General features: G+C 52.0%; 13 protein-coding genes. 4 read left to right on the top strand and 9 right to left on the bottom strand.

Going from position 1 to position 15,417, the window contains the following annotated elements:
• The first annotated feature begins 127 nt into the window (after window positions 1-127).
• Complete coding sequence (gene yejK, locus EHV07_RS15435; protein ID WP_147198893.1) at window positions 128-1,132, top strand: nucleoid-associated protein YejK; 1,005 nt, start codon at window positions 128-130, stop codon at window positions 1,130-1,132.
• 55 nt (window positions 1,133-1,187) lie between these two features.
• Here the strand turns inward: yejK and rplY are convergent, their stop codons facing one another.
• Both rplY and EHV07_RS15425 read right to left on the bottom strand, forming a co-directional pair.
• A complete protein-coding gene (gene rplY, locus EHV07_RS15430) occupies window positions 1,188-1,472 on the bottom strand; it encodes a 50S ribosomal protein L25 (protein WP_147198892.1) in 285 nt (94 codons plus the stop codon).
• A gap of 140 nt (window positions 1,473-1,612) precedes the next feature.
• The gene (locus EHV07_RS15425; protein ID WP_147198891.1) at window positions 1,613-3,367 is read right to left on the bottom strand and encodes a DEAD/DEAH box helicase; all 1,755 of its coding nucleotides are present in this window, start codon (window positions 3,365-3,367) and stop codon (window positions 1,613-1,615) included.
• A gap of 164 nt (window positions 3,368-3,531) precedes the next feature.
• Here EHV07_RS15425 and rsuA point away from each other — a divergent pair, with 164 nt between their 5' ends.
• The 3 genes from rsuA to EHV07_RS15410 all read left to right on the top strand — a co-directional run bounded on the left by rsuA (window position 3,532) and on the right by EHV07_RS15410 (window position 6,096).
• Window positions 3,532-4,248: a 16S rRNA pseudouridine(516) synthase RsuA gene (gene rsuA, locus EHV07_RS15420; RefSeq protein WP_147198890.1), complete on the top strand. Its 717-nt coding sequence runs from the start codon at window positions 3,532-3,534 to the stop codon at window positions 4,246-4,248.
• An 18-nt stretch (window positions 4,249-4,266) separates the two neighbouring features.
• Window positions 4,267-5,466 carry a Bcr/CflA family multidrug efflux MFS transporter gene (locus EHV07_RS15415; protein ID WP_147200645.1) on the top strand — a complete coding sequence of 400 codons (1,200 nt, stop codon included), beginning with the start codon at window positions 4,267-4,269 and terminating at the stop codon, window positions 5,464-5,466.
• A gap of 288 nt (window positions 5,467-5,754) precedes the next feature.
• On the top strand, window positions 5,755-6,096 hold the full coding sequence (locus EHV07_RS15410) for a YejG family protein (RefSeq protein WP_147198889.1): 342 nt from the start codon (window positions 5,755-5,757) through the stop codon (window positions 6,094-6,096).
• Window positions 6,097-6,119: 23 nt separating this feature from the next.
• Here EHV07_RS15410 and yejF read toward each other — a convergent pair whose 3' ends face one another.
• The 7 genes from yejF to EHV07_RS15375 form a co-directional block, all read right to left on the bottom strand.
• Window positions 6,120-7,703, bottom strand: a complete 1,584-nt coding sequence (yejF, locus tag EHV07_RS15405) for a microcin C ABC transporter ATP-binding protein YejF (RefSeq protein WP_147198888.1) — start codon at window positions 7,701-7,703, stop codon at window positions 6,120-6,122.
• Complete coding sequence (locus tag EHV07_RS15400) at window positions 7,703-8,728, bottom strand: microcin C ABC transporter permease (protein WP_147198887.1); 1,026 nt, start codon at window positions 8,726-8,728, stop codon at window positions 7,703-7,705. Before EHV07_RS15400 ends, yejF begins: the two co-directional genes overlap by 1 nt.
• Window positions 8,725-9,819: a microcin C ABC transporter permease YejB gene (locus tag EHV07_RS15395; protein WP_147198886.1), complete on the bottom strand. Its 1,095-nt coding sequence runs from the start codon at window positions 9,817-9,819 to the stop codon at window positions 8,725-8,727. Before EHV07_RS15395 ends, EHV07_RS15400 begins: the two co-directional genes overlap by 4 nt.
• 11 nt (window positions 9,820-9,830) lie before the next feature.
• Entirely contained in the window at window positions 9,831-11,639 is a 1,809-nt protein-coding gene (locus EHV07_RS15390) for an extracellular solute-binding protein (RefSeq protein ID WP_147198885.1), read from the bottom strand.
• Between the two features lie 94 nt (window positions 11,640-11,733).
• Window positions 11,734-13,338: a cyclic di-GMP phosphodiesterase gene (locus EHV07_RS15385; RefSeq protein WP_147198884.1), complete on the bottom strand. Its 1,605-nt coding sequence runs from the start codon at window positions 13,336-13,338 to the stop codon at window positions 11,734-11,736.
• A 254-nt stretch (window positions 13,339-13,592) separates the two neighbouring features.
• Window positions 13,593-14,168, bottom strand: coding sequence for a bifunctional murein DD-endopeptidase/murein LD-carboxypeptidase (gene mepS / locus EHV07_RS15380; protein WP_147198883.1), 576 nt, complete (start codon window positions 14,166-14,168; stop codon window positions 13,593-13,595).
• Between the two features lie 515 nt (window positions 14,169-14,683).
• Window positions 14,684-15,391 (bottom strand): phosphatase PAP2 family protein, encoded by a 708-nt coding sequence (locus EHV07_RS15375; RefSeq protein ID WP_147198882.1) that lies wholly within the window; start codon window positions 15,389-15,391, stop codon window positions 14,684-14,686.
• Between the last annotated feature and the right edge of the window lie 26 nt (window positions 15,392-15,417).

Genomic DNA, 15,417 nt, shown 5'->3' with positions numbered 1-15,417 from the left:
CATCTTACCGTAAAAGTGCGATTTTTTCTGCACTTTTATCGTGAGGGAACGGTTAATGTTGTTGCCTGTTGATCGCAGCGACGTGCGGTGATTGAATACGCGCCTGTGTTATAAAGGAGAATCAACCATGAGTCTGGATATCGACCAGATTGCCCTTCACCAGATGATCAAACGTGACGAGCAGTCGCTGGAGCTGGTGCTGCGTGAATCGCTGCTGCCGGCTAACGGGCCGGTCACGGCGATGATGGAGGAGCTGCATCGCGTCTACAGTGCGAAAAGCAAAGCATATGGCCTGTTTAATGAAGAGAGCGAACTGGCCGATGCGCTGCGTAATTGCCGCAAGGGGCAGGATGATTTTCTGGCCTTCAGCCGTGCAGCAACCGGGCGTTTACGTGACGAATTAGCGAAATATCCGTTTGCCGACGGCGGCATTGTTCTGTTCGGACATTATCGCTACCTGGCGGTGGAATATTTGCTGATTGCCGTGCTGAACAGCCAGAACAGCATGCGCGTCAATGAAGAACTGGATATCAGCAGCACGCACTATCTCGATATCAACCATGCTGATATCGTCGCCCGAATTGACTTAACGGAGTGGGAAACCAACCCGGAGTCAACGCGTTACCTGACTTTCCTGCGTGGGCGAGTAGGGCGCAAGGTTGCGGACTTCTTTATGGATTTCCTCGGTGCAAGCGTCGGTCTGGATACCAAAGCGCAGAACAAAGGGCTGCTTCAGGCCGTTGACGATTATTGCTCCGAAGCCAGCCTCGATAAAAACGAGCGGCAAAACTATCGTCAGCAGGTCTACAGCTACTGTAACGAACAGCTTCAGTCCGGTGAAGAAATCGAGCTGGAAGGCCTGTCGAAAGAGCTGGCCCCGCTGGGTGAAAAGAGCTTCCAGGCGTTTACGCAGGAGCAGGGTTACGAATTGGAAGAGAGTTTCCCCGCCGATCGCAGCACGCTGCGTCAGCTGACCAAATTCGCTGGCAGCGGCGGCGGCCTGACCATCAACTTTGACGCTCTGCTGTTAGGTGAGCGCATCTTCTGGGATCCGACCACTGATACGCTGACGATTAAAGGCACGCCGCCAAACCTGCGTGACCAGCTACAGCGCCGCAGCAGCGGAAAATAGCCAAAAAAAACGCCGCGTTAAGCGGCGTTTCCTTCACATGATTTCAGACGAGCAATTAAGCGCGAACGAAGTCGATGTGGTGCAGTTTTGGCTTGAACGGGTGACGCTGAACAGCCTGCACTTTTACTTTGGTTTCTTTACCGTCAACAACCAGAGTCAGAACTTCGGTGTAGAACTCAGGCTTAACCTGCATGTTCATCACGTAGTCGTGGTCCAGTTCGATGGCAACAGCTGCTGCTTCACCGCCATAGATGATGGCTGGGAATTTGTTAGCTGTACGCAGGCGGCGGCTCGCACCCTTACCCTGCTCTTTACGTTCTTCTGCATTGATAGTGAACATTGTTCAGTCTCTTTATAGTGATTATCCTGCTACAGGCGACCCAGCAGCAGGTTGGAGTGTTCAGCTTTTGCATGTGCAAAAGCGGGGCGCATTATAGCCTGAGTTCGCCTTCACGGGCAACGAATTAAACCACTCAACCCTTAACGCAGCTCGTTGGCGCGACGATAGCGGCCCTGATAATCGAACATTTTTTCGCGGATCTGCCAGAAATGACGCTGTTTACGGGCCACCACAAAGTCGGGATGGCGAAGCAAGGGTTGCAGCGCCACGATATCCGCTGCATTCTGCCAGCCGAGGGGCACGCCGGGCGCGCGCTGATGAGGCCGCATAAACAGCTGTTCGAACGCTTTACGCTGAGCAGGCGTGCTTAAGCGGAAACGTTCACTGACTTCCGTCGCCTCTTCATCGAAATAGCGTGCTTTCAGCCATTCACCCTTTTCATCTTTACCGCTTTCCAGCACCATCGCGGCACAGCGCAGCACCAGCGCATCTTTCAGCTTGAGCGCGGCTTTTAACATATCGTCAGGATCGACCAGTACCGCATCGCACTCCTGACAGCGGCGGGCAGCGATATCGTTCTCGGCGTTGCAGTGTGGGCAGCTTTTAAAGCGGAAACGGTAGTCACACTGCTCGCGTTCGCCCTCATCGTCTTCAAAAACGCCCTGACAGCGGCGGCCAAAATGCTCAATGAGGGTGCCATCAGCCGTTGTTTTTCCCCAAAAGGTATTGGCGAAGCCGCAGGCCGGACAAAATACCTGGACCGGCTTGTTATCGCTTTTGCCTTTGGGCGCGCCGACTTCCGGCGTAAAAATATCATGTGGATTGCCGGCATAATCCAGAATCAAGCAGTCGGTTTTACCGGGACAGAGCCGCAGGCCGCGTCCGACGATCTGTTGGTAAAGGCTGACGGATTCGGTTGGCCGCAAAATAGCAATTAAATCCACATGCGGCGCATCAAAGCCGGTGGTCAGAACGGCAACGTTAACCATATAGAGTAATTCGCGGGCTTTAAACGCGGCAATTAATGCATCGCGTTCGGCCGCGGGCGTATCGGCAGTAATCAGTGCTTTGCTGCCGGGTAGCAGCCCCAGGACTTCCTTCGCGTGCTCAACCGTGGCGGCAAAAATCATTACGCCTTTTCGGTCCTGAGCAAATTCAACAATCTGCTGAATAATATGCGGCGTAATTCGCTGCTGCTGTTTCAGCTCCAGATTCAGATCGGCTTCGCTAAACAGGCCGTTTTCCCGCGCCGTCAGGCGGCTGAAATCATACTGCACTACTGGCATATCCAGCCTTTCCGGCGGCACCAGAAATCCATGCTTGATCATATAACGCAGCGGCAGTTCATAGATGCAGTCGCGAAACAGCGCCCGCTCGTCGCCACGTACCATGCCATGATAGTGGAACTGATAGATCCAGCCTTTACCGAGGCGATAGGGCGTTGCGGTTAAGCCCAGCAGGCGAAGCTTAGGGTTGCGCAGGCGTAAATGCGTCAGGATCTGTTGATACTGGCTGTCATCGGCATCGCTGATGCGGTGACATTCGTCAACAATCAGCAGGGTAAACTCACTGTCAAACTGAGCCAGATTGCGCACCACCGACTGGACGCTGCCGAAAACCACTTTGCTGCGGCTCTCTTTACGTTGCAGGCCAGCGGCAAAGATATCGGCCTCGAGGCCGTAAGCCTGATATTTGCTGTGGTTCTGCGCCACCAGTTCTTTGACGTGAGCCAGAACCAGCACACGACCGCGCGCAAGCCTTGCCAGTTCGGCAATCACCAGGCTTTTTCCCGCGCCAGTGGGCAGGACGATGACGGCAGGCTGGTGGGAGCGGCGGAAATACCCGATGGTGGCATCAACCGCTTCCTGCTGATAAGGACGCAGAGTAAACGACATTATTTCAAATCCGGAAGCAAAGCCGCATTATGCCACGAAAGCAGGGTCTGCGCGCCTGCGCCTCTGGGCCTGAGCGTGAACTCCCGATATACTCCCATCCGATATACTCTTCAGGCGTTTTAAGAACGTCGAATTTTTTCTACTAAACAGGCAGTGCAGATTGAATGCGACTTGATAAATTTTTATCTCAGCAACTGGAAGTCAGCCGGGCGATTGCCGCTCGTGAGCTGCGAGCGCGTAAGGTCACGGTTGATGGGGAAGTGGTGCGCGAAGGCTCTTATAAGCTCAGCCCTACCAGCGAAGTGGAATATGACGGCAACCCGCTGCAGCAGCAGTTTGGCCCGCGCTATTTTATGTTGAATAAACCGCAGGGCTACGTCTGCTCAACGGACGATCCGGATCATCCCACGGTGCTCTATTTCCTTGAAGAACCGACCGCTTACAAACTGCACGCGGCAGGACGTCTTGATATTGATACCACGGGTCTGGTGCTGATGACGGATGACGGACAGTGGTCGCACCGCATTACCTCGCCACGCCACCATTGTGAAAAAACCTATCTGGTGACGCTGGAAAATCCGCTGGCGGACGATACCGCAGAGCAGTTCGCAGCGGGCGTGCAGCTGCATAATGAAAAAGATCTGACTAAACCTGCCACTCTTGAGGTAGTCAGCGAGAATCAGGTGCGCCTGACGATTAGCGAAGGACGTTATCATCAGGTCAAACGGATGTTTGCGGCGGTAGGAAATCATGTGGTTGCGCTGCATCGCGAGCGTATTGGCGATATCGTGATGGATGAAGATCTCGAACCGGGTGAATACCGTCCGCTAACGGCGGAAGAAATCGCCAGCGTTGGCGTACCGGGCAGTTCAGCAAAATAAAGGACGTGAGCAATGAAGGTGCGTAAGGATAAAAATTCGTCGCTGGGCCTGGTGGTGATCCTTGGCCTGCTGGCCATGCTGATGCCGTTGTCGATTGATATGTATTTACCTGCGCTTCCGCAAATTGCTCGCGAATTTGGCGTGTCGGCAGGCAGCGTGCAGATGACGCTGAATCTCTACATCCTTGGCTTTGCGTTGGGACAGCTGCTCTACGGGCCGCTGGCCGACAGCTTTGGTCGCAAGCCGGTTATCGCCGTGGGCACGCTGATTTTTGCCGTCGCGGCCGCCGCCTGTGCGCTGTCGCAGACCATTGAGCAGCTGATTTTTATGCGTCTGCTGCATGGACTGTCAGCCGCTGCCGGCAGCGTGGTAATCAGCGCACTGATGCGGGACAGTTATTCAAAAGAAGAGTTTTCCCGCATGATGTCTTTCGTCATGCTGGTAACAACGATTGCCCCGCTGTTGGCACCGATTGTCGGTGGCTGGCTGCTGCTGCTGTGGAGCTGGCATGCCATATTCTGGGCGATTTCACTGGCTGCGGTAGTGACTACCGTGCTGGTAGTGACGCAAATCAAAGAGACGCTGCCGCGCGACCGTCGGCAGAAATTCCATCTGCGAACCACGCTTGGGAATTTTCTGTCGCTGTTTCGTCATAAACGCGTGTTCAGCTACATGCTGGCGAGCGGCTTCTCCTTTGCCGGCCTGTTCTCTTTTCTCAATGCCGGGCCGTTTGTTTATATCGAGCTTAATCACATTTCGCCGCAGGATTTTGGTTACTACTTTGCGCTTAACGTGGTTTTCCTGTTTTTGATGACGCTGATAAACAGCCGCTCGGTGCGGCGCTTTGGCCCGCTGGCGATGTTCCGTTTAGGGCTGCTGATTCAATTTACCATGGGCGTATGGCTGGTGGTTGTTAGCGCGCTGAACCTTGGATTTTTACCGCTGGTGTTTGGCGTAGCGATGTTTATCGGCTGTGTGGCTATGGTCTCCTCCAACGCAATGGCGGTCATCCTGGAAGAGTTCCCCCACATGGCGGGAACGGCCTCATCGCTGGCCGGCACGCTGCGCTTTGGCGTTGGCGCACTGGTTGGCGCACTGCTTTCCACCGTAACATTTACCAGCGCATGGCCCATGGTGGGATCGATTTTTGTCTGTGCCACGCTGTCAGTACTGCTGTTTATTTACGCCACCCGCCCACGAAGAAAAGCCACCCGTTAAATTATCTCCCCAAAGCTGAGGAACACGGTTTCCTCAGCTTCTCCGTTTTATTCGCTATAATGTTGTATTAATGTAAAGATAACTCGACGTTAAGTTACCTTTATGCAACAAAAGTGGTTGTTATCCCGCCGCGAACGCGGTAAATATAATTTTATTGAGAGCAAGCTCTCATAAAAACAGCCATGCTCTGGTAAAAATTGTTGGCAGGTCAACTCACTGGCCCAACAAAACCAGCAAAAGAATCGTCAGTAAAGGCGATGGCGTCTGATACCGATCTGGGGAGTTCAGGTGAATACGTTACAACATTCCGTGGTACACCGTTTACCGCAAAGCTATCGTTGGGGCGCAGGCACAATCGGTGCCAGCGTGGAGCCATTGCTGCTAAGCAGTATGGATGCAGAAGATGACCTGATTGGGCTTACCCTGCTCAGTCATCAGGGCATGCAGGCGTGGGATATTATGAAGATCATTAAAGAAGCGCTGGCTGAAATTCAGCTCGATTGCTCTATCGTGGAGTGGGAAGGGGAACCGTGTTTGTTCGTTGCACGCCATGATGAATGCGCGACGACCTGTCGGCTGAAAAACTTTGGCGTCGGGATTGCTGAGCCGTTTAAAAACGCTTCCGCCTGATTTCCGTGAGGCGGAAGCGCTGCTCAGGCCAGCGCAATCAGCTGCCGGGTATAATCTTCCTTCGGCGTGGCAAAAATCGTTTCACACTCTCCCTGTTCCACCACTTCTCCCTGCCGTAATACCACGACCTGGTGACATAACGATCGCACCACCTGTAAATCGTGGCTGATAAAAATGTAGGCCAGACGATGATCCTGTTGCAGCTTTTTCAGCAGCGCCAGGATCTGTTTTTGTACGGTACGATCCAGTGACGAGGTGGGTTCATCAAGCACGATCACCTGCGGCTGAAGGATCAATGCCCGGGCAATGGCAATGCGCTGGCGCTGACCGCCGGAGAATTCAGCCGGATAGCGCTGGCGCGTATCGGGATCCAAACCGACTTCCTGCATCGCTGCAATGACCTTTTCTTCACGCTGTGTCGCCGTTAAATCAGGTTGATGAACCTGTAATCCTTCCGCAATGATTTGCAGCACGTTAAGTCGCGGGTTCAGCGATGAATTAGGGTCCTGAAACACAACCTGCATCTGGCGGCGCACCGGCAGCATTTTTCGCCGATCCCACTGATGAAGCGGATGTTCACCAAACCAGATCTCACCCTGTGACGCAATCAGGCGCAGCAAAGCCAGCCCGGTGGTGCTTTTTCCCGAGCCAGACTCGCCTACCAGGCCCAGGCTTTCTCCAGGACGAAGCTCAAAGCTAAGCGACTTCAACGCATGATGGTGGCCAACAACGCGCTTCATAAACCCTTTTTTGATGGGAAATGCGACGCTGAGATCCTCAACGCGTAACAGAGGCGCAGCCTGCGTGTCAGCGGGGTCGGGCTTGCCTTCTGGCTCAGAATTGAGCAGCGTTTGGGTGTAAATCTCCTGAGGCGCGCTAAAGAGCTGATGCGTCGAATTATATTCCACGCGCTGGCCATTGCGCATCACCAGTACGTTATCAGCCAGTCGGCGCACGATGTTCAGGTTATGGGTAATAAACAGCAGCCCCATATTCATCTCCTGCTTTAGCTCTTTCAGCAGGGTAAGAATTTGTGCCTGAACCGTGACGTCCAGCGCGGTTGTAGGCTCATCGGCAATCAATAACTTAGGCTGCGTGAGCAGCGCCATGGCGATCATTACCCGCTGACGTTCACCGCCGGACAGTTGGTGTGGGAAATCGCCAAGCCGTTTTGCAGCCTGACGGATCCCTACGCGGTCCAGACAGCTTAAAATTTCTGCCCTGGCCGCCGCCGCGCGCATGCCACGATGGAGTGAAAGCACCTCGTACAGCTGCTTTTCAATGCTGTGCAGCGGATTGAGCGACACCATCGGTTCCTGAAAAATCATCGCCATCTGGTTGCCGCGCAGGCCACGCAACGTTCGCTCATCGGCTTTCAGCACGTCCTGGCCGTCGAACAGGATCTCGCCCTGAGGATAAATGGCTGGCGGCCCAGGCAACAGGCGCATCAGGGACAGTGCGGTAACGCTTTTGCCAGAGCCGGACTCGCCGACCAGCGCCAGCGTTTCGCCTGCCTCGACGGACAGCGAAAGATTGTCCACCACCAGGCGATCGATATCCGCCTGACGGAAGGCGATGCTTAAATTTTTGACAGAGAGCAGCGACATTAGTGCACCTTACTGGGATCGAAGGCGTCGCGAACCGCCTCGCCGATAAATATAAGCAGCGACAGCAGGATCGCCAGAGAGAAAAAGGCGGTAATCCCCAGCCACGGTGCCTGTAGGTTATTTTTCCCCTGTAACAGCAGTTCGCCAAGCGAGGGGGAACCGAGCGGTAAGCCAAAGCCCAGAAAATCAAGCGAGGTTAGCGTGGTGATTGAACCGCACAAAATAAAAGGCAGATAGGTAAGCGTGGCGACCATTGCGTTGGGCAGCATATGGCGCAGCATAATAGTGCGATCGCCAACGCCAAGCGCCTGAGCCGCGCGGATATAATCAAAATTACGGGTTCGCAGAAATTCAGCACGCACGACGCCAACCAGCTGCATCCAGCCAAACAGCACGGTAATCACCAGCAGCCACCAGAAGCCTGGCTGCACCACGCTGGAAAGCAGGATGATCAGAAACAGCGTCGGCATGCCGGACCAGACCTCGATAAAGCGCTGGCCCCATAAATCCACGCGCCCGCCGTAATAGCCCTGGCAGGCGCCGACGACCACGCCTATTACGCTGGAAACCAGCGTCAGCACCAGGCCAAACAGCAGCGAAATTCGCATGCCGTAAAGAATGCGCGCCAGCACATCACCGCCATTCGCATCAGTGCCCAGCCAGTTTTGTGCCGAAGGTGGAGAAGGGAAGGGGACGTTTGACGCGAAATTGAGCGTGCCATCGCCGAAGCGAATCGGTGCCCAGACAGCCCAGCCTTGCCGATCGAGACGCGATTTTAGCCACGGATCCTGATAATCGGCGGCGGTGGCTAACTCTCCGCCAAAATCTGTTTCACTGTAGTTCACAACCAGCGGAAAATAGAAGCGATCGTTGTAGTGCACCAGCAACGGCTTGTCGTTGGCCAGTAGCTCGGAAGCCAGACAAAGCACAAACAGCACGACAAAAATCCACAGCGACCAGTAACCACGGCGGTTACGGCGAAATCTTGCCCAGCGGGCCTGATTAACGGGGCTTAATCGGCTCATTGGCGTCCCTCAAAATCAATGCGCGGATCGACCAGCGTATAGGTGATATCGCTGAGAATATTCAGCAGCAGGCCGATCAGGGTAAAAATATACAGCGTACCAAACATCACCGGATAATCGCGCTGAATTGTGGCGTCATAGCCTAACAGGCCCAGGCCGTTCAGCGAGAACATCACTTCAATCAGCAGTGAACCGGTGAAAAACATACTGATAAAGGTGGCCGGGAAGCCGGCTATCACCAGCAGCATGGCGTTACGGAAAACGTGACGGTAAAGAATTTTTTTCTCATCCAGCCCTTTAGCCCGTGCGGTGACAACATACTGTTTGCGGATCTCGTCCAGAAAAGAGTTTTTGGTCAACATCGTCAGCGTAGCGAAGCCGCCTATCACCGTGGCCGTGACCGGTAAAGTGATATGCCACAGGTAATCCGTAATTTTGTCGTACCACGGCAGAGAATCAAACTGGGCAGAAACCAGCCCGCGTAACGGGAACCAGTCGAGATAGCTGCCGCCAGCAAACAGTACAATCAGCATTGTCCCGAACAGGAAAGAAGGAATAGCGTAACCAACAATGATGATTGAGCTGCTCCAGATATCAAAAGCGCTGCCGTTTTTGACCGCTTTCTTAATGCCTAGCGGAATCGACACCAGATAAATAATCAGCGTACTCCACAGACCGAGCGAGACCGAAACCGGCAGGCTCTCTTTTATCAGCTGGATCACCGAGCTGCTACGGAACAGGCTGTCGCCAAAATCGAAACGGACATAGTTCCACAGCATGGTGAAATAGCGCTCATAAAGCGGTTTGTCAAAGCCGTAGCGTTTAGTGATTTCGGCCACGACTTCCGGATCCAGCCCTCGCGAGCCACGATACTGATTATCGCCGGGTTGTGCATTCAGCTGGCTTCGCCCCTGCGTTTGCGGTGCGCCGCCCGAACCCGGCATGCCGGTGGACTGACCAAATTCGATATTCGCTAATGCCTGATCGACCGGGCCACCCGGCGCAATCTGAACGATAAAAAAGTTGATGGTGATAATCGCCCACAGAGTGGGGATCACTAACAAAAGTCGGCGTAGCAGATAAGCGCCCAAAGTTGACCCCTTTAACGACGTTGGGCCGGCAGCTGCGCGGCTTTGTTAACATCATACCACCAGCTGTCGAAGCCCAGAGAATAGGTTGGACGCGTGGTTGGCATGGAGAATTTGTTCCAGTAAGCGTAGCGATCGTTGGCGTTGTACCACATTGGGATCATGTAATAGTTCCACAGCAGTACCCGGTCCAGCGCGCGGCCCAGCGGCAGTAAGGCCTTTTGATCGCCCTGATGCTGATTAATTTGATTAACCAGCTCGTCGATAACCGGATTCGATACATGTGGGCGGTTATAGCTGGAATTAATATAGGCCGTTGCCCAGTAAATTTGCAGGTTGCTATCGGGGAACGGCATCGCCGGATAAGGCGATACCACCATATCAAAATCGCTTTTGCGCAGCCGTGCCAGATACTGTGAACTGTCGACCTGACGGATATTCAGTTTGATCCCCAGTCGGGCAAGATTGTGTTGGAAAGGCAGTACCCACTGATCGTTCCCCCCGCTTCGCATCATTAATTCGAAGTTGAAAGCGGCGCCTGTTTTCACATTAACCAGCTGCTGATTTTTCAACTCCCAACCCGCCTGTTTTAATAAATTCAGGGCGTTCAGAAGATGCGTTCGGTCGTAACCGCTACCGTCAGTATGAGAAGGACGATAGATTTGCGAGAAAACCTCATCCGGAATTTTTCCCTTGAAGGGCGCGAGAATCTCCAGCTCTTTGGCTTCAGGATAGCCAGCCGCCGCATATTCTGTGTTCTGGAAATAACTGCCGGTCCGTTTATAAGCACCGTAAAATAATGCTTTATTCATCCACTCAAAATCGAATACCAACGATATCGCTTCACGTATGCGGCGATCGCTAAACTGGGGTTTCTGCACGTTAAAGGCCAGCCAGCTGCTGGCTGTTGTGACGGTATTTGGCTTCTCATCCTGCACGATAAAGCCTTTATCAAAATTCTGTCCCTGATACTGCGTCGCCCATTTTTTAGCTGAGCTCTCAGAACGAAAATCAAACGCACCCGCTTTGAAGGCTTCGAAAGCAACGTTGTCATCCAGATAATAGTCATAGCGCAGGGTATCGAAGTTAAAACGCCCTTTATTGACGGGCAAATTAGCGGCCCAGTAATCTTTTACACGCGAATAGGTAATAGACTGACCAACTTTATAACGGGTGATGCGCCACGGACCGCTGGCAGGCGGCGGGGAAGGGAGCGGCTCGCCCAGGTTATGGTTTTTCCAGAATTTTTCAGGAAAAACGGGCAGGCTTAATAGTGAGAGCATTTTGTCGCGATCGGATGCAGGTTGCTCAAACCGCACGGTGAGTCGCGAAATAGCCCTGGCGGTGACGCCTTTATAAAATACCCGAAATTGTGGAACGCCTTCGGTCATGAACTTAGAAAAAGTAAACGCCACATCTTCAGCCGTAATCGGCGAGCCGTCCTGAAAACGTGCCTGTGGGTTTAGCGTCACTTCCACCCAGCGGTAACTGTCCGGGTAGCGGGCAAACTCTGCGATTAAGGGATAGTAACTGCCGACTTCATCTTCGGAATTAACAAACAGGCTATCATAAAGCGTATCTGTGCCTACGCCGGGGTTACCACGCGAAGAGAAGCGGTTAAAATTGTCGTAGGTACCAATAGCAGAAAGCGTAATACTCCCACCTTTTGGTGCAGCGGGATTCGCATAGTCATAGTGGCTGAAATCAGTGGCGTATTTAGGCTCGCCCAGCTGGGCAAAGGCATAACTCTCATTAATTTTCTCAGCCTGCGCTGCCTGAATAGTCAGGCTGAACACAATCAAAGCAAACCAGCGCAGTATCATGGCGTTATCAGGCTCCCAGGGAAAAACGCAATTATAACCAGACTAACAGTCAGATAAAGGATGGAGCAATGCGCTAAGACAGGTATTTACGCTTTCAGACATTATCAGTGGCGATCTCTTTTCCGGCAAGCGGCGGCAACTTGCTGTCACGGCCGAAATAATCAATCAGCTGCGAAACGGTACAAGGGCGGCTAAAAAGAAAACCCTGCATATGGTGAACACCGCGATCCGTCAGCCAGCGCGCCTGTTCGCTTGTTTCCACGCCTTCGGCCACGGTATGCAGATCCAGTTTCTTTGCCAGCGTCAGCACGGCGTCCAGTACCGGCGAAGACAAGGTTTCACGAGCAATATTTTGCACAAAACCACGGTCGATTTTTAAATAATCAAAATTGTATTTTTCCAGATAAATCAAAGCGCTATGGCCTGTTCCAAAATCATCTATGGCAATGCTGATATTGTTACTGTGCAGCCAGTTAAAAATGGTAAAGGCCGTATTTTCCTCGACCATCGCTCGCTCGGTTATTTCAAAAACATAGCGAAAATGCCCCTGCGGCATCCCTTCCAGCCACCGTGTCACATCCTGGTAAAATTCGGGATCGATAAGATGAGCAGGTGAAATATTGAGGTTTAGCCCGGTTCCCGCAGGCACCGTCTGGCATAAGGTTTCGCAATCTCGCGCCACCAACTCAAAGAGGTGGCGGGTCAGCGGAACAATCAGTTTTTTATATTCCGCGTAGCGAATAAACGTATCTGGGGGAATCGGGCCTTCAGTCGGATGCGTCCAGCGCATCAGGGCTTCAAGCGCATAAACTTTACCGGTTGCCGCTTCGATAACCGGCTGGTATTGCACGTGAAACTCGCCGCGTCTGATCCCCAGCAAAATTTCTTTACCGGGCTGTATTCGCAACATCAGCAGCAGATAACAGCCGCCGCCGCTAAATAATCCTAATAGCAGACCGGCTAACAGCAGCACATTAATATCCTGTACGGGCAGCTCTTCGCCATAAAGCTGCATGCTTAACGGGTAATTTGGCAGTGAAATTGTGCGTAGAGGCGGGTCCGGCAGCGTGGCAAGCTCAACAACACGCTGTTCCCAGCTGGTCAGCGCTTTATCACCGGTGATAATCGCCATTCCGCTGATTTCCTGCTGCCGGGCAGTAAACAGTAGCCAGGGGGTTAAATTAATATTTAGCGTAACAATAATACCGCTGCCGGGCGTCTGCTTGTTTGCCAGCCACATTAAGATCGCCGGTTTGTTAGTTCCCGCGGTCGTAATGGAGGCCAATTTGATATCAATGGATTTGCGGGTATCAAGTTCAGCGAATAGCGCTGTCGTCTCCAGGCCACCTTCAGCCGACGCGGAAGAACAATAAACATGATTATCACTCACCAATAAGATATTACGGATATTGGTCGTGAATGCGGCACGCTGAGTCAGCTCATTGCGTATACTGGCGCAGCTAAAACGCGTCATTCCCTGCAACGGGAAGAGATTTTTTTGCAGTTCGTCAAAATGGTTTAAAACATACTGCTGGGTATTCTGGGCTAGTTTGTCATGACTTTCCGCACGTCGGTGCCAGACAAAAACCCAGGCGGTGAGGGTAAACAGCAGAAGAAAAAGCAGACCTACTGTTGCACTTAGATAAACAATCCTGCGCCGGTTGAGGGCATGGCGCGTGAGAGTGGTTGAAAGTGGCATTGGGTGTGTCTCCCGTGAGTGCCGTTTTTTTTCTGCGCTGTCCTGCCCAACAGTGCTCCAGTTTTCAGATCGGCAGGATATACCGGTAAAGCGTCTTTTGTCTTCATATTATTATGATATGGATAGATTTTTTACTGTTTTCTTTCAAGAAATCAAACCTGATGGCGGCGCCCATTGCTGCGCTAAACAGGCGCAAAAAAAAACGCTGCGGAAGCAGCGTTTCTTATCTCGTTTTTCGCAGACTCAAGGGAAAGTCAGCTTTGCGTTCGGCTTAGTACCCGACGCGCATCGCGATAGCGATTTTTCCAGTAAGCTTCGTTCAGATTCGAAATCATTACGCCGCTACTGGTAGAGGCATGAACGAAGTTATCGTTGCCAAGATAAATTCCGACATGGCGCCCGGTAGAGCCTGAACGGAACAGCACTAAATCACCCGGTCGTAACTTGCCACGCTGAATACTTTTTCCCGTATCTTCCTGTTCGTAAGTCGAACGGGGTAAATCCAGACCAAACTGCTCGCGGAAGGTGGTCTGAACAAAGGCAGAGCAGTCAATGCCGCGTTTACTGGTACCGCCCATGCGGTAGCGAACGCCTTTCCAGTCCGAATACTGATCCATCAGACGGGATTTGATATCCACGTTCTGGACCATCTGTTCGAATTCATCCTGAGACGCTTGCAGTAAAAAACCGTTTTGGCCTTTAACTGCATGAGTATCAGTTTGTGCATTGTTGTTGGTATTCGTCGAGCTACAGGCTGAAAGCAGAGTGGCTAGCGCCACTGCGGGTAATACCCGCCAAATATATCTCAGAATCGGTTGAGACTTGACCATTATGTTTGTGATCCCTTGAAGTCCTTAACGACAAAGTCGCTAGCTAAATTGCGAAACAGAACGAGATTAATTAGCGCTACAGGGTAAGACCATTCCTGAAAACGTAAAACGCATCAGCGATCACGATAAAAAGTGTAAATGGCGGAAATATCTTACTGGTTGGCCTAATCGAAAATGAGATTACCCGATTAACAGCCCCATGGCGAGGGGTTTTAGCGACTTTTTTATCGCTTTTTATGATAAGAAACAGTGAGGTCGTAACATGGCCACTTTATCGGCAAACGCCCTAAAAACATGAGTAAAAAAAGGTAAAAAAGGCTGAAAATCCGGCAGTTAATCACGCCCTCAGATTAATCTTATTGCGGAGCGTCAAAGTTCAGCAGATTCCGCTGGCTGTCAAACATAACCAAACCTTTTAGTTAGCGACTAACCGGAATACGAATTAAAAAAAAAGGGCAATGAAAGCATCAGGAACTTTGCATTGCCCGGGTATTCTTTTAACGTAATCAGGGAAATTACTTAGCTGGCTTATATTTTCCTGGCAGATAACGATATAACGCATTGACCAACATATCGCTGCCTGGCGTAATTAACCACCAGCTCAGTCCCACCAGCACAATGGAAAGTGAACCCACCATCACATCGGTAAACCAGTGCGCGCCAATCATGATACGCGGCGTGGCAAATACCAGCACGATAGCGACGGCGATTAAAAAAGCACCCCGGCCAAAATAACGCAGCATAAAACAGGCAAAGACCATTAGCATCATGCCGTGGTCGCCCGGGAAGCTGTCGGAAGAGGCATCCTTGGTGGGAATACCGGTCAGCTTTGTGACGTGATTCACATCCGGGAAAAATTTCGTCGGGCTGACGTGAGAGACCGGAATTAAATGTCCCAGCTGATTAAGCACTACGGCACTCAGCAGCATTGCAATGCCAATAGCGAACAGGCGTCGCCGCCCCTGTGGCGTTTCTCGCCGCCAGAAACTGTAATACAGGCCGCCCATCGCCAGCAGTGAAACACCGTCAAAAGGGCGAAAATTGGTAATAGCAACCAGCCATAGCAGCGCCTTGTTTGTGACCAGCCGTTCGTTAAACCAGTAAAAAATCGTTTTATCGACGGTAAACCAGAAACCATGGTTTTCTGGCAGGTACCAGGAAAAAAACAGCGCCAGTCCCAGTACGTTCAGTACCAGGATACTCATTAAGCGTTTAGTATTCATTGTATGTTAAATACAGTTTAAGAAAT

The sequence above is a fragment of the Pantoea sp. CCBC3-3-1 genome, from assembly GCF_007981265.1.
GTDB lineage: Bacteria > Pseudomonadota > Gammaproteobacteria > Enterobacterales > Enterobacteriaceae > Erwinia.
Note: the sequence above shows the minus strand (reverse complement) of the source record. Positions and strands in the feature narration are given on the sequence as shown.

Excerpts from the sequence above, each read along its gene's own strand:
- EHV07_RS15425 (WP_147198891.1), bottom strand. The coding sequence starts at position 3,367 with ATGTCGTTTACTCTGCGTCCTTATCAGCAGGAAGCGGTTGATGCCACC.
- rplY (WP_147198892.1), bottom strand. The coding sequence starts at position 1,472 with ATGTTCACTATCAATGCAGAAGAACGTAAAGAGCAGGGTAAGGGTGCG.
- yejF (WP_147198888.1), bottom strand. The coding sequence starts at position 7,703 with ATGTCGCTGCTCTCTGTCAAAAATTTAAGCATCGCCTTCCGTCAGGCG.
- EHV07_RS15400 (WP_147198887.1), bottom strand. The coding sequence starts at position 8,728 with ATGAGCCGATTAAGCCCCGTTAATCAGGCCCGCTGGGCAAGATTTCGC.
- EHV07_RS15390 (WP_147198885.1), bottom strand. The coding sequence starts at position 11,639 with ATGATACTGCGCTGGTTTGCTTTGATTGTGTTCAGCCTGACTATTCAG.
- EHV07_RS15375 (WP_147198882.1), bottom strand. The coding sequence starts at position 15,391 with ATGAATACTAAACGCTTAATGAGTATCCTGGTACTGAACGTACTGGGA.
- mepS (WP_147198883.1), bottom strand. The coding sequence starts at position 14,168 with ATGGTCAAGTCTCAACCGATTCTGAGATATATTTGGCGGGTATTACCC.
- EHV07_RS15385 (WP_147198884.1), bottom strand. The coding sequence starts at position 13,338 with ATGCCACTTTCAACCACTCTCACGCGCCATGCCCTCAACCGGCGCAGG.
- rsuA (WP_147198890.1), top strand. The coding sequence starts at position 3,532 with ATGCGACTTGATAAATTTTTATCTCAGCAACTGGAAGTCAGCCGGGCG.
- yejK (WP_147198893.1), top strand. The coding sequence starts at position 128 with ATGAGTCTGGATATCGACCAGATTGCCCTTCACCAGATGATCAAACGT.